General features: G+C 66.6%; 20 protein-coding genes and 1 pseudogene. 9 read left to right on the plus strand and 12 right to left on the minus strand.

The features are described 5' to 3' along the window. Positions 1–3: 3 nt before the first annotated feature. The 5 genes from A9975_RS18830 to A9975_RS18850 form a co-directional block, all read right to left on the minus strand. Complete coding sequence (locus A9975_RS18830; protein WP_183034136.1) at positions 4–2,499, minus strand: FUSC family protein; 2,496 nt, start codon at positions 2,497–2,499, stop codon at positions 4–6. A gap of 35 nt (positions 2,500–2,534) precedes the next feature. Beyond that, positions 2,535–4,340: a M61 family metallopeptidase gene (locus A9975_RS18835; RefSeq protein WP_183034137.1), complete on the minus strand. Its 1,806-nt coding sequence runs from the start codon at positions 4,338–4,340 to the stop codon at positions 2,535–2,537. A 44-nt stretch (positions 4,341–4,384) separates the two neighbouring features. Further along, on the minus strand, positions 4,385–5,374 hold the full coding sequence (locus A9975_RS18840; protein WP_183034138.1) for an MDR family oxidoreductase: 990 nt from the start codon (positions 5,372–5,374) through the stop codon (positions 4,385–4,387). An 89-nt stretch (positions 5,375–5,463) separates the two neighbouring features. Further along, positions 5,464–6,213 carry a DsbC family protein gene (locus A9975_RS18845; RefSeq protein ID WP_183034139.1) on the minus strand — a complete coding sequence of 250 codons (750 nt, stop codon included), beginning with the start codon at positions 6,211–6,213 and terminating at the stop codon, positions 5,464–5,466. Positions 6,214–6,284: 71 nt separating this feature from the next. Continuing rightward, complete coding sequence (locus A9975_RS18850) at positions 6,285–7,547, minus strand: UbiH/UbiF family hydroxylase (protein ID WP_183034140.1); 1,263 nt, start codon at positions 7,545–7,547, stop codon at positions 6,285–6,287. 333 nt (positions 7,548–7,880) lie between these two features. Between A9975_RS18850 and ychF the strand changes: the two genes are divergently transcribed. Further along, on the plus strand, positions 7,881–8,972 hold the full coding sequence (ychF, locus tag A9975_RS18855) for a redox-regulated ATPase YchF (protein ID WP_183034141.1): 1,092 nt from the start codon (positions 7,881–7,883) through the stop codon (positions 8,970–8,972). Between the two features lie 100 nt (positions 8,973–9,072). Here the strand turns inward: ychF and A9975_RS18860 are convergent, their stop codons facing one another. Next, positions 9,073–9,369, minus strand: coding sequence for an addiction module antidote protein (locus A9975_RS18860; protein ID WP_183034142.1), 297 nt, complete (start codon positions 9,367–9,369; stop codon positions 9,073–9,075). A gap of 38 nt (positions 9,370–9,407) precedes the next feature. Continuing rightward, positions 9,408–9,671 carry a type II toxin-antitoxin system RelE/ParE family toxin gene (locus A9975_RS18865; protein ID WP_183034143.1) on the minus strand — a complete coding sequence of 88 codons (264 nt, stop codon included), beginning with the start codon at positions 9,669–9,671 and terminating at the stop codon, positions 9,408–9,410. 67 nt (positions 9,672–9,738) lie between these two features. On the opposite strand from A9975_RS18865, the pseudogene A9975_RS38565 reads away from it, so the two are divergent. Together A9975_RS38565 and A9975_RS18875 are read left to right on the plus strand one after the other, a co-directional pair. Then, positions 9,739–9,852 (plus strand): annotated as a pseudogene (locus A9975_RS38565) (type II toxin-antitoxin system YoeB family toxin); the annotation flags it as partial. Positions 9,853–9,905: 53 nt separating this feature from the next. Then, entirely contained in the window at positions 9,906–11,057 is a 1,152-nt protein-coding gene (locus tag A9975_RS18875) for a hypothetical protein (RefSeq protein WP_183034145.1), read from the plus strand. Positions 11,058–11,431: 374 nt separating this feature from the next. Here A9975_RS18875 and A9975_RS38570 read toward each other — a convergent pair whose 3' ends face one another. From A9975_RS38570 to A9975_RS18895, 4 genes are all read right to left on the minus strand, one after another. Beyond that, a complete protein-coding gene (locus tag A9975_RS38570) occupies positions 11,432–11,608 on the minus strand; it encodes a hypothetical protein (RefSeq protein ID WP_370564969.1) in 177 nt (58 codons plus the stop codon). Between the two features lie 478 nt (positions 11,609–12,086). Further along, positions 12,087–12,587 carry a GDYXXLXY domain-containing protein gene (locus tag A9975_RS18885; RefSeq protein ID WP_183034146.1) on the minus strand — a complete coding sequence of 167 codons (501 nt, stop codon included), beginning with the start codon at positions 12,585–12,587 and terminating at the stop codon, positions 12,087–12,089. Then, positions 12,584–13,705 carry a DUF4401 domain-containing protein gene (locus A9975_RS18890; protein ID WP_183034147.1) on the minus strand — a complete coding sequence of 374 codons (1,122 nt, stop codon included), beginning with the start codon at positions 13,703–13,705 and terminating at the stop codon, positions 12,584–12,586. The genes A9975_RS18885 and A9975_RS18890 overlap by 4 nt, the downstream gene beginning before the upstream one ends. Then, positions 13,702–14,757: a DUF2157 domain-containing protein gene (locus A9975_RS18895; RefSeq protein WP_183034148.1), complete on the minus strand. Its 1,056-nt coding sequence runs from the start codon at positions 14,755–14,757 to the stop codon at positions 13,702–13,704. The genes A9975_RS18890 and A9975_RS18895 overlap by 4 nt, the downstream gene beginning before the upstream one ends. Before the next feature lie 157 nt (positions 14,758–14,914). Between A9975_RS18895 and A9975_RS18900 the strand changes: the two genes are divergently transcribed. Next, on the plus strand, positions 14,915–15,682 hold the full coding sequence (locus A9975_RS18900) for a 5'-methylthioadenosine/adenosylhomocysteine nucleosidase (protein ID WP_183034149.1): 768 nt from the start codon (positions 14,915–14,917) through the stop codon (positions 15,680–15,682). Between the two features lie 67 nt (positions 15,683–15,749). Here A9975_RS18900 and A9975_RS18905 read toward each other — a convergent pair whose 3' ends face one another. Further along, the gene (locus tag A9975_RS18905; protein WP_183034150.1) at positions 15,750–15,986 is read right to left on the minus strand and encodes a hypothetical protein; all 237 of its coding nucleotides are present in this window, start codon (positions 15,984–15,986) and stop codon (positions 15,750–15,752) included. 253 nt (positions 15,987–16,239) lie between these two features. Between A9975_RS18905 and hemA the strand changes: the two genes are divergently transcribed. The 5 genes from hemA to grxD all read left to right on the plus strand — a co-directional run bounded on the left by hemA (position 16,240) and on the right by grxD (position 20,803). Next, on the plus strand, positions 16,240–17,544 hold the full coding sequence (gene hemA / locus A9975_RS18910; RefSeq protein ID WP_183034214.1) for a glutamyl-tRNA reductase: 1,305 nt from the start codon (positions 16,240–16,242) through the stop codon (positions 17,542–17,544). A gap of 140 nt (positions 17,545–17,684) precedes the next feature. Next, on the plus strand, positions 17,685–18,767 hold the full coding sequence (prfA, locus tag A9975_RS18915) for a peptide chain release factor 1 (protein ID WP_183034151.1): 1,083 nt from the start codon (positions 17,685–17,687) through the stop codon (positions 18,765–18,767). Between the two features lie 224 nt (positions 18,768–18,991). Beyond that, complete coding sequence (locus A9975_RS18920) at positions 18,992–19,318, plus strand: hypothetical protein (protein ID WP_150985667.1); 327 nt, start codon at positions 18,992–18,994, stop codon at positions 19,316–19,318. A gap of 124 nt (positions 19,319–19,442) precedes the next feature. Then, positions 19,443–20,360: a peptide chain release factor N(5)-glutamine methyltransferase gene (gene prmC / locus A9975_RS18925; RefSeq protein ID WP_183034152.1), complete on the plus strand. Its 918-nt coding sequence runs from the start codon at positions 19,443–19,445 to the stop codon at positions 20,358–20,360. Between the two features lie 131 nt (positions 20,361–20,491). Continuing rightward, positions 20,492–20,803, plus strand: a complete 312-nt coding sequence (gene grxD / locus A9975_RS18930; protein ID WP_174427645.1) for a Grx4 family monothiol glutaredoxin — start codon at positions 20,492–20,494, stop codon at positions 20,801–20,803. Positions 20,804–20,810 lie beyond the last annotated feature (7 nt).

The following is a 20,810-nucleotide window of genomic DNA, read 5'->3' on the forward strand; positions in this document are numbered from 1 at the left end:
TTCCTAGCGCTCGCGCATGGCCCTGCCGATCGCGCCGGTACGCAGGGCGATCTTGGCGGTGTCCTCGCGCAGCGCGCGCAGGCGGCGCTCCAGGATGGCATTGGCGGTGCGCCCTGTGGAGCTCGCGGTGCTGGCGATGTTGCCGGCTTCGCTGGCAGCCCGGCCCAGCTCGCCCGAGGCGGCCGCCTGCACCAGCACATCGGCGCGGCGGCGGTCGGCCGAATCGGCCAGGCGGGCGCGACGCTCGCTGGCGTCTTCGACCGCGGGCGGCGCGGTGAGCGCTTCCGTGGCGATAGCAGCATCGGCGGCGCGCACAGCCTGGGTATCGGACACCGCCGCAACATCGCCGCCACCGGCACCATCGGCACCGTCGCCAACACCAACGGCGACCGCCACGCTGGCACCAACGCGATCGTTCGCGAGCCCCGCCGTCTCCGTGGCTTTCAGCGGAGCCTTCCCCTTCGCCGGGTCCTTCACCGCGCGAATGAAACCCGCGCCCCGCCCGCCGGCACGATCGTCCTCGGCCAGCCGTTCGCTGGCCAGCTGCAGGCTGTTGGCCGCGGCATCGGTGGCCTGGCGGATGGCGGCTTCGGCGGCCGGCAGGTCCAGCTCGCCGTAGTGCTCGCGCACCTGGATGCGCGCCGCGGCCACGTGCGCCGCCACCAGGTAGTTCTGCACGATGAAGCGGTTCAGGTTGTCCACCGCGCGATGCCGGCTCTTAGGCTCGTCGAGCATGCGCTGGAACGACCCGATCAGCGCGGACAGGCTGTCCATGAACTGCTTGCGCTGCACCCGGTAGGCAAAATCATCCTTGGCCACGCGCAGCAGCAGGTCGCGCGTGGCGGCAATGTAGCGGCGGTTGGCCTGCAGCACGTTTTCCACCAGCGCGGGCAGCGCGCGGTATTCCCAGCTGGGCAGCACAAAGCTGAACACCGTGGCGATCACGCCACCGATCACGGTATCGATCAGCCGCTCGCCCGCGACCGTGGAGCTGCCCGGCACCAGCAGGTTGATCTGGATCAGCACCTGCACGCAGGCGGCAACAGCCGTGTAGCGGTACTTGATGGTGGAGAACGCCGTGCTGGCCACCAGCGCCAGGAACAGCACGCCCAGCAGGATCAGCGGCTGGTGCACGACCTTGAGCACGGCCACCGCAATCACGCAGCCGATCAGCGTGCCGATCAGGCGGTCGTTGTAGCGCTGCTTGGTCATGCTGAAATTGGGCTTCAGGATGACGATGATGGTCAGCAGGATCCAATAGCTGTGCGACACATACGGCAGGTGCTCCGCAATCCATAGTCCCGCGCCCACCGCCATGGTGATGCGCAGCGCAAAGCGGAACGCCGGCGACTTCCAGTTCAGGTTGTCGCGCAGCACCTTGAGCTCGTAGCGCTGGCGCGTCAGGAACGGTGTCATGTCCGGCCCGGGCAGCACCTTGCTGGGCTCCACCGGCGTGCGCGATGCCTCGTGCAGCTGCTCCACCAGCACGATGGCGCCCTTGATCATGTCGAGCGTTTCCGCCGCCGCCGTCATCGCCGCCGGGTTGATGTGGTGGTAGCGCAATTGCGCAATCTCGTGCGCGACGGCGCGCAGCTCTTCCCGGTAATCCACGGAAGCGTAGGAGGGCCGGCCGCGGGTGATGTCGTAGGCGATCCCCTCCACGTCCTTGCACATCAACTGCACCAGCCGGCGCAAGTGATCGAGTACCGGCGTGCTGCCAAAGGTCTGGCGCAGCAGCGGGTAGTCGGTATTGGTGGAGAGGATGTACTCGTACAGGTCCAGCATGCGCATGTGGACCTGTACCAGCAGCCCGTCATGCGTAGTGCGGTTGCCGCGCAGCACCAGGTCGCGCGCGGCCTGCTGGCGCTCCGCCACCACGATCTGCTGGCGCACCAGCTGGTTGAACAGCGCCTCGTAGTCATTGCCGGCGTCGTAGAAACCCGCCTTGATCTCCAGGTACCCGGCCATCTCGTACAGCGACTCGGCCAGCACCTGCTGCTTGGTGCGCCGCTGCGTGGCCCAGCTCACCGCCATCGCGTACGCCATATAGGCCACCGCGCCGACGCCGAACAGCAAGGAATGCTCGAGCGCGCGCCGCACCACGAAGTCCTCGTTGATGGTGAGCGTCATGACGAACAAGGCCGAGAACTGCAATGGCAAGGTCTTGTTGCCATACACCGTCATCATGCCGGCCATGAAGGTCACCAGCACCAGCACCAGCGGCATCACGCGAGGGAACGGCGTGGCCATGGCCACCACCAATGTCACCGCCGTGCACAGCAGCACGCTGGCCAGCATCTCGTTGAACTTGTGGTTGAACGGGCTGGGCAGGTCCATCAGGCTGGTGCACAACGCGCCCATCGACACCACCATGGCGGTGGGCAGGTCCGCGAACTGCAAGGCGATCAGCGTGGCGCCAATCACCCCGGTCGCGGAGCGCAGCCCGCGATACACATAATGCGAATAAACAAAGGTGCGGGCGTCGTGCGCGTATTGCATGTGGTGGCGATCGGCAGCGTTGGGGGCTAATCGGCCTACAGGCCCAGCCAGCGCGCACGCATGGCCTGGCGGCCGCCTTCGGCCGTCACGGTGTACTGCGCCGCCGGCTCGCGCGCGAAGGTCAGCGGCAGCACATGCAGCTCATCGCGGCGGAACACATGGCACTCGGCGCTATCGCCATCGCGATAGCGCGCCAGCAGCTTGTCGAGCTGGCCAGGAGCTACACGCAGGCCGTCCACCGCGGCCAGCAGGTCGCCCGCCGAGATCCCGGCCGCCTGGGCCGCTCCGCCGTCGAGCACCTGGGTCACACGCACCCAGCCATCCTCGGTCTTGGTCTTGATGCCGAGCGCGGCGTTGCGCTCTGGCTTGGTCGGCACCGCCTTGATGCCGAAGGGCTTGAGGAGCGCGGCGAGTTGCAGCTCGCCGGTGCCTTCGGTGAGCGAGCGCAGCAGCGCGCCCAGGCGCAGGCCGCTGACCTCGTCGAACAAGGCGTGCACCTCGGCCTCGGTCACGCCGCGCTGCTGCGCGCCTGGCGCATAGAAACCGCTGCCGTAGCGCTGCCAGAGCGCGCGCATGATGTCGTCGAGCGAGCGGCGGTTGCGGGTCTTGGTGCGGATGGTGAGATCCAGTGCCAGGGCAACGAGCGAGCCCTTGGTGTAATAGCTGACGATGGCGTTGGGCGCGTTTTCGTCCTGGCGGTAGTACTTGGTCCAGGCATCGAACGAGCTATCGGCCACGCTCTGCTTGGTGCGGCCGTTGCCGCGCAGCACGCCGTTCCAGGTCTTGGCCAGCAACTCCACGTACTGCTTCTCGGTGATGCGGCCGCTGCGCACCAGCATCAGGTCATCGTAGTAGCTGGTGAAGCCCTCGAACAGCCACAGCAGCGGCGTGTAGGTTTCCTCGCGCAGCCGGTAGGGCACGAACGCCGCGGGCTTGATACGCTTGACGTTCCAGGTATGGAAATACTCGTGGCTGCACAAGCCGAGGAAGGTGCGGTAGCCCTCGGTGGCGTCAGCCTTGCCGCGCGCCGGCAGGTCAGCGCGCGCGCACATCAGCGCGGTGCTGGCGCGATGCTCCAGGCCGCCGTAGCCGTCCGTCGTGACCATGGTCATGAACACGTAGCGGCGGTTGCTGTCGAGGAACGGCGCGGCCTCTGTCTTGGGCTCGAACAGGCGGATCTGCGCTTCGCAGATCTGCTTGAGGTCGCGCAAGACACGCTCGAGATCGAGCTGCGGCACGCGGCCCGTGAACACCACGTCGTGCTGGGCGCCGCAGGCGCGGAAGCTGCCCATGGTGAAGTTGCCCATCTCAACCGGGTGATCGACCAGTTCGTCGTAGTCGGCCACCTGGTAGCGGCCGAAGCCGTAGCGCTTGGCGCCACCGCGGCCGGGCGCCTCGCGCATGGCCGTGGCGACCCGCCATCCGGCATAAGCCTCGCCGGCGGGCGCATGGATATCGACCGTGCAGGGCTGGTCTTCCTGCCCTTCGGCGCAAAGGAAGACCGAGCTGCCGTTGAAAAAGCCGTGCGTGGCGTCCAGGTGCGCGGCGCGCACCGACAAATCCCAGGCGTAGACCTCATAGCTGAGCGTAAGCGGCCCGTCCACCGGGGCCGCCTGCCAGCTCTGCTTGTCGAGCTTGGTGAGCGCCACCGCCTTGCCGCCGGCCTGCGCACGGATGCGCACGATATTGCGTGCGAAGTCACGGATCATGTAGCTGCCGGGAATCCACGCCGGCAGGTAGAACTGCTGGCCGGCGGGATTGGGGGCGTCTACCGTGACGGTGACGGCGAACAGGTGCGCTTCCGGTTGAAGCGGGGCAATGGCGTAATGGATCGGCTTCATGAGCGTGATTGTAGCGCCATGCCCGCCCCGGACTACGCGCCGGCTCAGGCGTTGACGTTCACCACCACGCGCCCGCGCATGCCACCGTCGACGATCTTGCGCCCGGCCTCGATCGCCTCCGACAAGCCGATCTCGCGGGTGATCGCGCGCAGGCGATCCGGCTCCAGGTCCTGCGACAGCCGCTGCCAGGCCCGCTCACGCAGGGCCATCGGGGCCATCACGCTATCGATGCCGTAGAGCGTGATGCCACGCAAGATGAAGGGCGCCACCGAAGCCGGGAAATCCAGCCCTTGCGCCAGCCCGCACGCGGTGACCGCGCCGCCGTAGCGCACCTGCGCGCAGGCATTGACCAGCGTGTGCGAGCCAACCGAATCCACCACCGCAGCCCAGCGCTCCTTCTGCATCGGCTTACCGGGCTTGCCCAGCTCCGTCCGGTCGATCACTTCGGCCGCGCCCAGTGCCTTGAGGAAATCCGCTTCGGCCGTCTTGCCGGTGGAGGCCACCACGCGATAGCCCAGCTTCGACAGGATGGCGATGGCTACCGAGCCCACGCCGCCCGAGGCGCCGGTCACCAGCACCTCGCCATCGCCCGGCTTGATGCCAGCGCGCTCCAGCGCCAGCACCGACAGCATGGCGGTGTAGCCGGCCGTGCCGATGGCCATGGCCTGCTGCGTGGTGAAGGCAGCCGGCAGCGCCACCAGCCAGTCGCCCTTGAGGCGGGCGCGCTGCGCCAGGCACCCCCAATGCGTCTCGCCCACGCCATAGCCGTTGAGCACGACCTTGTCACCGGCCTTCCAGCGTGCATGGGCGGATTCCAGCACCGTGCCGGCGCCGTCGATGCCCGCCACCATCGGCCACTTGCGCACCACCGGCGAGCGGCCGGTAATGGCCAGCCCGTCCTTGAAATTGATGGTGGAGTAGTCGATGGCCACCAGCACATCGCCCTCGGCGGGCAGGCTGGATTCGTCGAGCGCGGTAACGGCGGCCTGGGTCGCGCCGTCGGCCTGGGTCAGCAGCAATGCCTGGAACGTCATGGAGTCTCCTTCCGGTTCTTGATTCTTGAGCAAAGACGACCGGCCGGCTCCGGCACAGCAGCGCCGGGAAGGCCGCCGGCGCGACGTGCTTACTTCTTGAGGCTGGCGAGCTTGCGCTCGAGCGTGGCGGCGTCGGCGGCGCCGGGAATGCGGGTGCCGTCCATGAAGAACACGGCCGGGGTGCCGGTGATGTTCAGGCTCTGGCCGAGCGCCAGGTTGTCATCCACAGGGGTCTTGCAGCTGCCGTTGCCGGTCAGCGCCACGTGGCTGATCATCCAGTCGCGCCAGGCCTTGGTGCGATCGGCCGCGCACCACACCTGCTTGGCCTTCACCGACGAATCCGGCGACAGCACCGGGTACAGGAAGGTGTAGACCGTGATGTTGTCCATCTGCTGGAACGTCTGCTCGATGCGCTTGCAGTAACCACAGTTGGGGTCGGAAAACACCGCCACCTGGCGGCTGCCATCGCCCTTGCTCCACTTGATCGCGCGCGCCAGCGGCAGGTCCGACCACTTGATGCGATTGATATCGGCCAGCCGCTCCTCGGTCAGGTTAGTGCCGGTCTTGGAGTCCACCATCTCGCCATTGATGATGTAACGGCCAGTGGCATCGGTGTAGACCACCTGGCCACCGATGTTGACCTCGAACAAGCCGGGCACGGGAGTCTTGGCCACGCTCTTCACTTCAGCGCGCCCGCCCAGCATCTTTTGCACCGATTCCTTGATGCGGTCGGTGCCGGGCTCGCCCGCCGCCATGGCGTGCAGCGCGAAGCCGGCAGCCGCAATGCCGCCAACGATGGTGGCGGACAGGGCGGGACGGCGGCGCAGGAAATGCAACATGATGACTCCAGTAATTCGATGATTCGGTTCGCGCGAGCGAGCTCGGGATTCAGGGTTCAAGGGGCGGGCGCTCAGCCCAGCGCGCGGCCGATAAGAAAACGCTTGAGCAGCGACTGGCCGCCCACGACCCGCATGCCGGCATTGCGCACCGTGCGCGCCACGCCGCCAGGCAGGGAAAACAGCCGATGCAGGCCATCGGTAGCCGCCGTCAGCGACAACAAATCGGTGGCGCGCGCGCGCTCGTAGCGGCGCAGCAAGCGCAAGTCGCCTTCTGCACGGAAAGACTCTTTGGCGGCCATCACGCGGCCAAGTTCCGCCACATCGCGCAAACCCAGGTTCATGCCCTGCCCCGCCAAGGGGTGCACCACGTGGGCGGCGTCGCCCACCAGCGCCACGTGCGGTTGCACAAACTGATCGGCGCGCTGCAGCACCAGGGGGAAGCCCTGCGCGGGCGTGATGCAGCGCAGCGCGCCAAACTGGCGTCCCACGGCGCCGCTGGCAGCCTGCATCACGGTATCGGCCAACGCCTCGGGCGACAACGCCAGCAGCTCACTCGCATGGGCATCGTCGGCCGACCACACCATCGACACGCGCCGGCCCGGCAACGGCAGCAACGCCAGGATCTCGCCGTTGGCCGGCTCCTCGTCCGCCATCAGCTTGGGCCGCGTGCCCAGGAACCACTGCCAGGCCGTGTCCTGGTGCGGCAGCTCGCATTCGAAATTCGCCACGACGCCAAGCTGGCGATAGTGCCGCTTGGTGACCGGAATGTGGCATTGCTCGCGCACCCACGAGCGCGCGCCATCGGCGCCCACCACGCAAGCCGCGCGCACCTTGTCGCCGCCGGCCAGGGTCAGCGTCACGCCATCATGGTCGCGCGCGAACGCCGCAGCCGTATCGTCATGCCAGTGCACCTGGTGCTGGAAGCGCAGCGCGGTATCGAGCACGCGCTCCACATGCCCGGATTCGATGATCCACGCCAGTTGCGCCACGGTGGCCGCGTAGGCCGAGAAATGGAGATCGCCGGCAGCCGAGGCATCCGCCTGCGCCGCGCTCGCGTCGCCAAACACGCGCATGTCGCACACCGGCTGCATCCGCGCCGGGTCCAGCGCCTCCCACACGCGCAACCGCTCCAGCAAGGCTTGCGAGCTCGCCGAGAAGGCGTAGATACGGCTGTCCCACTGGCCAGGATCCGGCGCGGCCGCGCCGGCAGGCAATCGCGGCGCGATCAGCGCCACCTGCATGCCCTGCTGGGCCAGCAACAACGCACAAGCCTTGCCGACGATGCCGCCGCCAACCACGGCAACCTGGAAACGGGAGGGAGATGGACGAGTCATGCGTGGATTATAGCCACCCCGGCACGATGGCTTTGGTGCGCCCTCGCGCGCATGAAGCGGCACCCGGGCGCCTGCGGCAAAGGGGCGCACGCCCGCGAGGCGCACAAATCCAGCAGGCGGCAGGCGCGGCCAGCCGGTTCAGCGCAGCGTCCGGCGAGGTTACAATAGCCATCTTTCTGATGGCACCCCAGCACAAAACCGGTGAGCAACGCCCCGCTTTGGCTGTGTTGTCTCGTGCTGAACCCTCCCCTCTGCGTCCCCATCGCCGCGCCATTCCAGTGCGCCGGACGCACCCAGGGTGAACCGCAACCCATTGATTTTTAAAGGTTTACCATGAGCCTCAAATGCGGCATCGTCGGCCTGCCCAATGTCGGCAAGTCCACGCTGTTCAACGCCCTGACCAAGGCCGGCATCGCCGCCGAGAACTATCCGTTCTGCACCATCGAGCCCAATGTGGGCGTGGTGGAAGTGCCGGATACGAGGCTCGCCAAGCTGGCCGAGATCGTCAAGCCCGAGCGCATCCTGCCGGCCGTGGTCGAATTCGTCGACATTGCCGGCCTGGTGGCTGGCGCGTCCAAGGGTGAAGGCCTGGGCAACCAGTTCCTGGCCAACATCCGTGAAACCGACGCCATCACCCACGTGGTGCGCTGCTTCGAAGACGACAACGTGATCCACGTCGCCGGCCGGGTCGATCCGCTGTCCGACATCGAGGTGATCAACACGGAACTGGCGCTGGCCGACCTCTCCACCGTCGAAAAAGCCCACGCCCGCTACATCAAGCCCGCCCGCGCCGGCGACAAGGAAGCGCTGCGCCTGGTGGCCGTGCTGGAAAAAGCCCAGGCCGTGCTCAACGAGGCCAAGGCGGTGCGCACGCTCGACCTGTCCGATGAAGAATGGGCCGCCATCAAGCCGCTGTGCCTGATCACCGCCAAGCCCACCATGTACGTGGCCAACGTGCGTGAAGACGGCTTCGAGAACAACCCGCACCTGGACGCCGTGCGCGCCCACGCCGCCAAGACCAAGTCGCCGGTCGTGGCCGTCTGCGCCGCCATCGAAGCTGAAATCGCCGACCTCGACGACGAAGACAAGGCCGTGTTCCTGGCCGACCTCGGCATGGAAGAACCCGGCCTGGACCGCGTGATCCGCGCCGGCTTCACCCTGCTCGGCCTGCAGACCTACTTCACCGCCGGCGTGAAGGAAGTCCGCGCCTGGACCATCCACGTGGGCGACACCGCGCCGCAAGCGGCCGGCGTGATCCACACCGACTTCGAACGCGGCTTCATCCGCGCCCAGACCATCGCCTATGAGGACTTCATTACCTACAAGGGTGAGCAAGGCGCGAAGGAAGCCGGCAAGATGCGCGCGGAAGGCAAGGAGTATGTGGTGAAGGATGGCGACGTGATGAACTTCTTGTTTAACGTCTAAGCCGAGTATCGAACGTCGGCGAACTTCGTCCGACAACAAAACCCCCCGCCACCCCTTGAGGTGGCGGGGGGTTTTTATTTTTGGCCGTGGCGTCGGTTAGTTATGCGTGAGCGTCGGGCACTGTTGTGAGCTTCACGCCGAGCGCGTGCAGGAGTTTCATGATGGTGTCGAAGCGAGGCTTTGCGCCCGGAGCGAGTGCTTTGTAAAGGCTCTCACGGCCAAGTCCAGAGTCGGCAGCCATTCTGGTCATACCACGTGCCTTGGCAATGTCCGCAATAGCGGCAAGCAGCACTGCAGTGTCGTCCTCTTCCAAAGCTGCATTGAGGTACTCAGAGATCATTTCTTCGCTGTCGAGATAATCCGAGGCATCGAAGCGTGCCACTTCGATCTTGTTCATGATGACTCCTTCTTGATCGTTTTCCACATTTCCTTAGCTCACTTGATGTCGGCTTTCTGAGTCGACTTATCGCCGCCTGAAATAAGCAAGTAAGCCACAGCACCTTCGCGGCCGTAATAGATGCGGTAGCCAGGGCCGAAGTCGATCCTCATCTCCGACAGGCCATCCCCAATTGGCTCCGAATCGCCAAAGTTGCCTTGTTCGGCTCGCTTGAGGCGCACCAGGATCTTGGCCCTTGCCGTCAGATCCCTGAGGGTCGAGATCCAGGCGCTGAATTCAGCGGTGCGGTTAAGTGTGGTCATAACCCGCATCGTATCCGAATGGATACATCTATCAAGGGCAACGTAAGGCGCATCGGGAAATCAGCGCCCTTTGACGGACAATAGGACAGGTTTCTGGTCACGGACATCGATGACAACGCGCTTCATCAATGGCACAACAGAGAACCAGATTGGCATCGTTGCCTGCCGGTACCATTACTGATCGAGTCGCAGCGCGAAATCAGCGATGCAGGCGCCTGTATCTATCCAACCAGCATGAGCGAATACCAATACTACGAATTCGCGGCCATCGACCGGCCGCTCACCCGCGCCGAGATGGCGCAGCTGCGCGCCGTCTCCACGCGCGCCCAGATCAGCCCCGCGGGCTTCGTCAATCACTATGAGTGGGGCGATCTGAAGGCAGATCCGGCTGACTGGATGCGGCGATATTTCGACGTCTTCGTCTACACCGCCAACTGGTGCAGCAGCAGGCTGGCGCTACGCGTGCCGCTATCCACGTTTGGCAAAGCGGAACTGAAGCCTTTCGCCATCCGGCATGCCTCGACCATCGAGACACACGGAGAACACTGGATCATTGAGTGGTCACTCAACGAAGGCGAAGACTATGACCGCTTTGGCATGCAAGACGGCAGCGGCTGGATGCGGCGCTTGGCCCCCCTGCGCGCCGAGCTGATGCGTGGCGACCTGCGCCCGCTTTACCTTGGCTGGCTGGCGGGATCCCATGACCTTTCGGACGACGCACTGGAGCCGGAGGTGCCCCCCGGCCTGGCGACACTGTCGCCGCCGCAGGAAGCGCTAGTCGAATTCCTGGAGATCGATCCCGACCTGCTGGCCGCCGCTGCGGCGGCGAGCCCCGACGTTTCGCCGGGCGATGCCGCGCAGGATGATCGCATCGATGCTTGGCTGCGCGAATTGCCACGCGAGGAAATGGCAGCGGTGCTGAAACTGCTAGCCCAAGGGCTGGTACATCAAGCGGAACGCCAGGTCCGGTTGCGACATGCCGCCTGGCTGAAAGCGCAGCACGTTTCAACACCGCCTTCCACCGCGCGGCGCATCCTCGGTCATCTGCGGGAACTCGCCGAAGCGGCATCCGTTGCGCGCCTGAAGCGCGAAGCAAAGGCACACACCAGGCAGGAGGCCGCACTCCGCCGAAAGCGCGAAGCGCAACTGAGGCTGGTGATGAACGATGCGGACAAGCGCTGGGCAGCCATTGATGTGCAGGTACAGAGGGGCACGGCGTCGGCCTATGATGAGGCAACGAAGGCGCTGGCGGAGCTGGCGGACGGTTATGCGCTCACATCGAGCCGCGAAGCATTCGAGCGTGCGCTGCAGCAGCTCCTGGCTTCCCACGCCAAGCGCGGCGCCCTGTTGCGCCGCTTGCGCGATGCAGGCTTGTGCGTGGCATGAGCACCCGTTTAGAACGAGCGGGACGGCGATTTCGCAGAGTGCCGGGAGGGTCGGCTCGATCGGGACCTGGCTTTGCCAGGTGCCGCAGGATGGGACCGCTACTTCCGTGCGAAGCGCGGCAAATAGGCGAAACGACTCGGCAGCGGGGTGAAAGTCCACTCTGATGCAAACAAACAGAAGCCCCGCGCGACAAAACGCCTGCGGGGCTTCTTATTTCACGAGACTGCTGACGCATCCCGCTCGTACAAGCCCGCCACAAGTTCATCCATCGCGCGCCCCCTCCAAGTCCCGCAAGACCGCGAGTTCGCTCAACACCAAGGTTTCGTTCGCAAGTACCGCCGCCAGCGAGAGCAGATGGCCCTGGGTCTCCTCCGTCAAGTTGGCAAGTGTGCCCCGGCAGCGTTCTCGATAGCGACCGACAGCAGCGCGTTGAGTTGGGCAGCCTTTTCGGCGGCGAGGCTAAGCGGGCTTTCGGATGCAGCGTGCGCGGTCACGAAGATATCGCGGCCCGTCTGCTCGGCGCTGATGTTGTAGTGGGGGTGCTTACACATTGGATGCCCTCCCGAGTTGGGAGCGCATGCGCTTTGGAAGCACGGGGACTTTGGGGTAAGCAGAATGCCAGGTACAGGCGATTCGGACAAACAAGGACTGGGGCATGTGCGCCTCCGCTTGACGAGTTCAAAAGAGCCGCCTTGCGGCGGCTGTCTTCCCACGTTTTCGAGACGCCAATCCCGGTCGCTGTGGTTGCAGCGACTTATCTAGTATAGCGTCGGCAGCGATGCATTTGCGCATTCACGAGGCATCGACTGCCGACCATACGAAGACGCGCAAGCAAAGCTTGGGGCTCTTCCCCGATAGACTTACGCCGGTCATTGCACCACTGAGAGGGCCCATACACGCTGTGGATTTCCTCGATGCTCGCGACAATCTCGATTGCTGTCATCGACCAGAGCATGGGCGACGCAGACGTATTCAAGGTTTTAGCCGTATGGCCCTGCTAAGCTGAGCCGCCACTCAGCGCCCCCCCTCTCACAGTGCCCCCAAATCCTCCCCCCGCAGCCCCACCAGCAGCGCTTGCCCGTCCGGCCCGACGCGGAACTCGCCATAGCGCGCCTTCTCGAACCGCGCGCCCTGCCCTTCCTGGAAGAAGTACGCATCGGTGGACACCTGCGCCTGCGTGCCGCCCCAGCGGGCCGGCACGTTCTGGATGCGCAGCAGTTGCTCGCCGGCGGCCAGTGCCGCGCCCGTGTGCAGGCGCACGAAGGTAGCCTCGCCACGTGCATCGCGGCGGATCACGGCAACTTGCTCGCGGGCGGGCTCGATGCCTTGCAGCTTGCCTGCCTGGCGGATGGACTCGGCGATGGCGAAGTTCAGCGCCATGTAGTCGCCTTGCATGAGCGAGCGCGGATCGACTGGCGCCAGGCGCAGGTAGACGGTGTCGCCATGCGCCAGCAGCCGTTCCTTGCCCGTGATGGCGAAGGCGGCCAGCCCGAGCGTGAGCACCCATGCCAATAGTATCCAGCGTTTCATGCTTGTCTCCTTGCGCCATCGCGGCGCAGCGCCATGCGCAGCAGCAGCACGGCGATGCCGGCGCCGGCGAGCGTGGCGGACTTGATCAGCAGCGTCCAGTGCAGCGCGCTGTAGTACCAGATGAAGCCGCTGCCGAGCGCGGCGACGGCCAGGCCCAGCCAGGGCAGCGAGCCGCGACGCAGCGCCAGGCCGAGCGCAAGGGCGGCGGCGACTACCGCCGGCGCACCGGCGAGCAAGGCGCCAAACAGCACCGCGCCGGCAAGCGCGGTGCCCCGCACCGCCGGGCTTAGCTGCAGCCGGCCTGCTTCGGCAAGGACAAACGCGGCGAGCACCGCGCCAAACAGCGCGCCGGCCATCCAGTAGTTGCCGGCGTGGCGCCCGGTGTCGGCATCGAACAGCAGTGCCTGAGGCTGGCTGAGGCCCGTCACCACCAAGGCCGCGCCCAGTGCGAACAGCAGCGTGGCATCCGCGGCCGGCTCGATCCAGTTGTGTAGCCCGGCGGCGCAGAGCCGCCCCTCCGCCAGCACGAAGCCGGTGAGCAGCGTCATGGCGAAGGGCGCGAGCCAGCCTAGCGAGAAGCTCATGGCTTGCCAGACATGGCGCAGGCCGGGCGTCATGGCCAGGTGGAGCGCCAGGGCCACGCCGGTCCATACGCCCAGCGCGGCCAGGAAGCGATGGAGCCGGTTGCTGACCAGCATATAGAGCACGGCTTCCAGCAGCGCGAGCGCGCCCCAGAAAGCGGCCGACTCGAGCAGGCGGCCGCCGCCGTAGGCCTGGCTCGCGCCATACACGAGCAGGCCCTGGCCGCTGAGGCTGACGGCCAGCGCGAATTGCTCGAGCGCGGTGGCGCCCGCGCGGCGCTGGTACAGCACCGCGGCCAGCGCGATCATGGCGGCGCCGCACAGCGCCATTGCCGTGGCGTTGTCGCGCGCGGCCACGAAGACCGAGCCGAGCAGGAAGGTGAGGAAGAACACCGCACCGAGCCAGCCCGCGAGGCCCATCAGCAGCCTGACGGCCCACGGCGTGCGCCCTTGTGCGGCTTGCGGCTGCCCTTGCACCAAGCCGCGCGCGGCCAGGTCCTGCCACAACCTTTGCACTACGTGACGGTCGCTGGTCATGCCGGCTCTCCGTTGGGCGCGCCGCTTTGGGCTTGCCCGTGGTGTCGATAGGCGCGCAGCAGCCAGGCCGCCGCCGCGGCGGACAGGCCAATGGTCAGCAGCCCGAGGATCAGGAAGGCGCCGAACGCGTCCCGGCTGCCCTCCAGCAGCAGCCGGGCAACCCCGGTCACCAGCAGCACGATGACCGAGAAGCTGGCCAGGCTGAGCGCCACCACATCGAATGCCCGCAGCCGGAACCACGCAAGCAGCCCGCCCAGCGTGAGCATGGCCGCGCCGAACATGGCGGGGTCGAAGCGGTTGTGCAGGATGCTGGCGAGGCCGAGCCAGCCGGCGTAGGCGCACGCCAGCGTGGCAAGGATGCGCGCGCCGGCCAGCCCGCGAAAGCCGTAGGCCGGCGCCACTGCGCGCAGCGCGAACCACAGCACCAGTTGCACCAGCGTGGCCTCCAGCAACGAGAGCGTGGTGGCCCGTTCGCCAGCCGCCCCAAACAGCAGGTCGAACATGCCACCCACGCCAAGGCGCACGCTGAGATACCGCAGCAGCGCCACATTGGCCAGCACGATCACCACCCACCAGTGCGGCGCCGCGCGCGCGGCCAGCGCCCACGGGATCGCCAGGAGTGCCCACAGGGCGAACAGCTGCCACGCGTCTGCGCCGGTCTGGTACACCTGCCCGATCACGGCCAGCAGCACGCCGGCCACCACCTGGGCGCCGCAGAGCGCCGCCAGCCCCGCCATGTCGGCGGGCGGGCGCAGCCAGGCGAATCCCGCCAGCAGCGTCAGCGCGCCGGCCAGCAAGCCAAACTTGGCAAACTTGTGCAGGTCCTGCCAGTTGAAGGCGAAGAACACGATCACGCCAGCGCAAAGCAGCGCGGCGCCCAGCATCACCAATGTGCGATCGAGCCAGGTCCGCCACTGCGCCGCGTCGGGCTCGGTCCCTGGCCAGCCGGCGGCCACGCCGTCGGCGCCGAGCACGCCCTGCTCACGCCAGTCTGCCAGCGCCTGGCGCGCTGCCCGCCGGTCTTGAAAGCCCTGCGTTGTGGTTGCCTGCATCGATGCCCCATGTGATGGATACGCCAGCGCACTGTAGCAAAGGCGCTGCCATCTGCGCAGCTTTCCTTGCGTGAGCGGGAGCATGCAACCGCGCTGCTTTGCCGCCTTGCCCCGGCCCGGTATGCTGTGCGTTTCTCCAATCCAGCCACGCCTCGCCATGACCCTTGGTATCCTCGCCGCCATCCACGATGAAGTCGACGGCCTGATCGCCGCCATGCGCCACGATGATGCCCGCGCCACCGTGCAGACGATCGGCATGCGCGACTATCACGTTGGCCATCTTTACGGCCAGCGCTGCGTGCTGGTGCTCGCGCGCATGGGTAAGGTGGCGGCGGCGGCCACCACGGTCACCCTGGTGCGCGAGTTCGGCGTGGATGAGATCGTCTTCACCGGCCTGGCCGGCGGCATCGGGGCCGAGACGCGGGTCGGGGACGTGGTGGTGGCGGACCGCACGCTGCAGCACGACCTGGACGCGCGGCCGTTTTTTGCCCGGCATGAGGTGCCGCTGCTGGATCGCGCTGAATTCCCCACCGACCCGGCGCTGACCGCCGCGCTGCGCGAGGCCGTGGCAGGCTACCTGCGGGATGATCTGCCGACCTCCGTCCCGGCCGGCGTGCTGGCGCGCTTCGGGGTCAGCGCGCCCAGGCTGCATGTGGGGATGATCGCCAGCGGCGACCAGTTCATCGGCTCCCCCGCCGCCGCGGCCGAGTTGCGCGAGCGCTTGCCCGGCGTGCTGGCGGTGGAAATGGAAGGTGCCGCGGTGGCGCAGGTTTGCCATGAGTATGGCGTGCGGCATGCGGTGATGCGCACGCTGTCGGATCGGGCCGACGATACCGCGCACGTGGATTTTGCGGCGTTCCTGACCGACGTGGCCAGCCATTATTCGAGCGGGGTCTTGAGACGGTTTCTGGCGCAGCGCGGGTAACCTGCCTTAAGCCTGGTTCGGCGTTAGTTCGAGGGTTAGTTCGAGGTTGAGAGGCATTGAGCCGGTCTCACCTCCCCCTGGCCACGCCCCCGACGCCAACCAGCACGGCCGCGCCCAGGATGGCCGCGAACCAGCCCGCCATCTGCCCGTCGACAAACCAGTGCAGCCCACGGCCGCCGTAAAACGCGGCCAGCGCGCCCAGTACGCCGAACACTACCGCCGCAACCAGGCTGACCCGGCCCACGGGGTGCAGCCACCGCGCCGCCAGCCCAGCCAGCACCCCTACCACCAGCGTACCCAACATCACTTTCTCCCAAATTCCTGAATATGGCGCGCTGCCCGGGGAGTCCCGCCAGTCGCCGCGCGTGGCCGCAACAATACGGTAAACCCGGCCGCGCTCCGGCAAGATCCGCGCCGGGCGCTATAATGTAGCCCGGTTCGGCGGCGCTTTGCGCCGGAATCCGCGCTTGAATTCATGCCCGGATTGCACCTGACTCCCGCGCTGCAGCCTGCAAAGCCGCCGCCCGGAGCCCGGCCAGAGAGACATGCTCCCCACCATGCAACTGCTCGCGATCGGTATCAATCACACCACGGCGCCCGTCTCGCTGCGCGAGCGAGTGGCGTTTCCGCTTGAGCAGATCAAACCCGCCCTGGGCGCCTTGCGCACCCACCTGGCCGGCAAGAATGGCACCGAAGCCGCCATCCTTTCCACTTGCAACCGCACCGAGATCTATTGCGCCACCGATGTGCTGCTGTCGGGTTCGGAAGGCTTCGAGCACACGCTGCGCTGGCTGGCGCAGCACCATAACGTGCCGGCCGGCGAACTCGCGCCCCACCTGTACTCGTTGCCGCAGTCCGAAGCCGTGCGACATGCCTTCCGCGTGGCCAGCGGGCTGGACTCGATGGTGCTGGGCGAAACCCAGATCCTGGGCCAGTTGAAGGATGCCGTGCGCACCGCCGGTGAGGCTGGCGCGCTGGGCACCTACCTGAACCAGTTGTTCCAGCGCACGTTCGCGGTGGCCAAGGAAGTCCGCGGCCAGACCGAGATCGGCGCGCACTCGGTATCCATGGCCGCTGCCGCGGTGCGCCTGGCCCAGCGGATTTTTGAAAGCGTCTCGACCCAGCGCGTGCTGTTCATCGGCGCGGGCGAGATGATCGAGCTGTGCGCCACGCACTTCGCGGCGCAAATGCCGCGCCAGATCGTGGTGGCCAACCGCACCGTGGAGCGTGGCGAGCGGCTGGCCGAGCAACTCGCCGGCCAGGGCCTGACCACCGAGGCCATCCGCCTGTCGGAGCTGGGCGCGCGCCTGCATGAGTTCGACATCGTGGTGTCGTGTACCGCCAGCTCCCTGCCCATCATCGGGCTGGGCGCGGTGGAACGCGCCGTCAAGCTGCGCCGCCACCGCCCCATCATGATGGTGGACCTGGCCGTGCCGCGCGACGTGGAGCCCGAAGTCGCGCGCCTGGACGACGTCTTCCTGTACACCGTGGACGACCTCGGCGCCATCGTGCGCGAGGGCAATGCCATGCGCCAGGCCGCCGTGGCCCAGGCGGAAGCCATCATCGAAAGCCGCGTGCAGAATTTCATGCACTGGCTGGAAACCCGCAGCGTGGTGCCTGTCATCCGCGAACTGCAGGAGCAGGGCGAGGCCATGCGCCAGGCGGAGCTGGAGCGCGCGCGCCGCATGCTGGCGCGCGGCGACGACCCGCAAGCCGTGCTCGAAGCCCTGTCCGGCGCGCTCACCCGCAAATTCCTGCACGGCCCGACCCACGCCCTGAACCACACCCAGGGCGACGACCGCGAGACCTTGCTGCGCCTGGTGCCGGGCTTGTTCCGCCACAGCAGCCACTCCGAGCGCTAGCCGCGCTCGCCTCGGCCGTGCGTGTCCTGCGCGCGGCCAGCTTTGCGTTGCCTCAGGCCATAGGCCATAGGCCATAGGCCCGCACGCATCCAGCAGCAACATCCGTCTCCACCCGTTTCACCGCGCCCCTTCGGACCCCCATGAAAGCCAGCATGCTTGCCAAGCTCGACCAATTGTCCGAGCGACTCGACGAAGTCAACGCCCTGCTTGCGCGCGAAGATGCCACCGCCAAGATCGACCAGTACCGCAAGCTCACGCGCGAACACGCCGAACTGACGCCGGTGGCCGAGCAATATGCGCAGTACTGCCAGGCACAGGAAGACCTGTCCACCGCGCAAGCGCTGCTGGACGATCCCGAGATGAAGGAGTTCGCGGCCGATGAGATCACCGCGGCCCGCGAGCGGCTGGAAACGCTGGAAGGCAGCCTGCAGAAACTGCTGCTGCCCAAGGATCCCAACGACGACCGCAACCTGCTGCTGGAAATCCGCGCAGGTGCCGGCGGCGAGGAAAGCGCGCTGTTCGCCGCCAATTTGCTGCGGATGTACACACGCTACGCCGAGCGCCAGCGGTGGCAGGTGGAGGTGATGAGCGAATCGCCGTCCGACCTGGGCGGCTACAAGGAAGTGATCATCCGCATCGCCGGGGATGCGGCCTTTTCCCGGCTGAAGTTCGAATCCGGCGGCCATCGCGTGCAGCGTGTGCCAGCCACCGAGGCCCAGGGACGCATCCACACTTCGGCCTGTACGGTGGCAGTCATGCCCGAGGCCGATGAGGTGACCGAGGTGGAAATCAATCCGTCCGACCTGCGTGTGGATACCTTCCGCGCCTCCGGCGCCGGTGGCCAGCACGTGAACAAGACCGACTCGGCCGTGCGCCTGACCCACCTGCCCACCGGCATCGTGGTGGAGTGCCAGGACGACCGCAGCCAGCACCGCAACAAGGACAAGGCCATGAAGGTCCTGGCGGCCCGGCTGATGGACGCGAAGCTGCGCGCGGCCCAGGCGAAAGAAGCCAGCACCCGGCGCAACCTGATCGGCACCGGCGACAGAAGTGATCGTATCCGCACCTACAATTTCCCGCAGGGGCGCGTGACGGATCACCGCATCAACCTGACGCTCTACAAGATCGACATGATCATGGACGGCGATCTCGACGAGCTCCTGTCCGCCTTGTCCGCGGAACATCAGGCGGACCAGCTGGCGGCGCTGGGCGAAGGGCATTAATCGCTGGGCATTAGCAGGTTATTGCGACGAATTACCGGTCATTTAGGCAGATTTTTTGATCGCACTGCATAAATCGCGATTTCTGAACGAAAACCTTTGTATCTGTTGTAAATGCTTGCAACAGCACTGGCGTGCCATTTTTCGCTGTCTATAATCGATTTCGACTGAGCCGCCATACAGAGGTCGGCGTGTCGCCACTCGAAAACGGACAAAAGGACGAAATCATGAAGAAATTGCTCGCGCTGTTGATGATCACTGCCGCCATGGCTGCCTGCAGCAAGAAGGAAGAAGCCCCCGCCACGCCGAGCGCCGACAGCGCCATGCAAAGCGCCGCTGAATCCGCCAAGGCCGCCGCCAGCGACGCCGCATCCGCCGCCAGCAATGCCGCCGATGCTGCCAAGGCCGCTGCCAGCAGCGCGGCTTCCGACGTTTCCGCTGCCGCCGAAAAGGCCAAGGTCGACGCCGGCAACGCCATGGAAAAGGCTAAGGACGCCGCCAAGGATGCTGTCAACGCCAGCGCTGACAAGGCCAAGGACGCCGTCAACAAGTAATCCGCGCGCCACGGCGGCAAGAGGCTGGCGCATCGCGCCCAGGCACCGCCGCCCAGGCAAGCGCGTTACACTGCAAACCCCGTCAGGGCACCTCCCGACGGGGTTTTGTTTTTTTGCCCTCTCCATGCCCAGCACCACGTCCACCGCCACCTCCCCCAGCCCCAATGCCGGCACGCCGGTCTCATTGCCTGAGACGGCCACGGTACGCGACGCCCTGGCCGCGGCTGCGGCAGCCGGCTTGCCCGCGCTGGAGGCGCGCCTGCTGATCAGCCATGTCACCGGGCTCACCCGCACCCAGCTGATCACACGCGACGACGAAACGCTAGCCCCGGCCCAGCGCGACGGCGTGGCCGCCTTGCTCGGACGCCGCCTGGGCGGCGAGCCGGTGGCCTACTTGCTGGGTGAGCGTGAATTCTTCGGGCGCGCCTTCCGCGTGACCCCGGATGTGCTGATTCCGCGCCCGGACACCGAAATCGCCGTGGAAGCGGCCTTGAAGCTGCTGGCGCCGCTGGCTGCGCCCCGGGTGCTCGACATGGGCACCGGCTCCGGCGCGCTGGCCGTCACGCTAGCCTGCGAACGGCCCGACGCCGAGGTCTGGGCGACCGATATCTCGCCCGGCGCGCTACAGGTGGCGCAAGACAACGCGCGCGCCCTGGGCGCCGGCAACGTGCGTTTTCTGGCCTCCGACTGGTACGCCGCACTGCCCGCTGGCCTGCGCTTCGACCTGATCGTGAGCAATCCGCCCTATATCGCCGCCGCAGACCCGCACCTGGGCCAGGGCGACCTGCGCTTCGAGCCGATCGATGCGCTGACCGATCATGGCGATGGATTGTCGGACCTGGGGGCAATCGTGGCCGGGGCCGCCGCGCGCCTGCATGCGGGCGGCTGGCTGCTGATGGAGCACGGCTACGACCAGGGCCAGGCTGCCCGCGACCTGCTGGCCGCCGCCGGCATGGCCGAGATCTTTACCGCGCGCGACCTGGCCGGCCATGAACGCTGCAGCGCGGCTCGCCTGCCAGCACAGGCCGGGGCGGCCGCCTGAAGCCGGCAGCCGATTCCGGTAAAATCAAATACTTGATTGCATCAAGGCGCACGCATCACGCGCGCCCTTTCCGATTTCCCGATAGCGGTGCCGGCCAGTGCCTGCACCGCGAGCAACTGAAAAGAGACATCATGAGTGACGTGCAGCAAAAGATCGACCAGATCGTCAAGGGCAGCCCGGTGGTCCTGTTCATGAAGGGCACCGCCCAGTTCCCGATGTGCGGCTTCTCCGGCCGTGCCATCCAGATCCTGAAGGCCTGCGGCGTCGACGCACCGACCACGGTCAATGTGCTGGAAGACGACGGCATCCGCCAAGGCATCAAGACCTACGCCAACTGGCCGACCATTCCGCAGCTCTACGTGAACGGCGAGTTCATCGGCGGCTCGGACATCATGATGGAGATGTACCAGAACGGCGAACTGCAATCGCTGCTCAAGGCCTGAGCGCGAC

The organism is Cupriavidus sp. UME77 (assembly GCF_014170355.1).
Lineage (GTDB): Bacteria > Pseudomonadota > Gammaproteobacteria > Burkholderiales > Burkholderiaceae > Cupriavidus > Cupriavidus basilensis.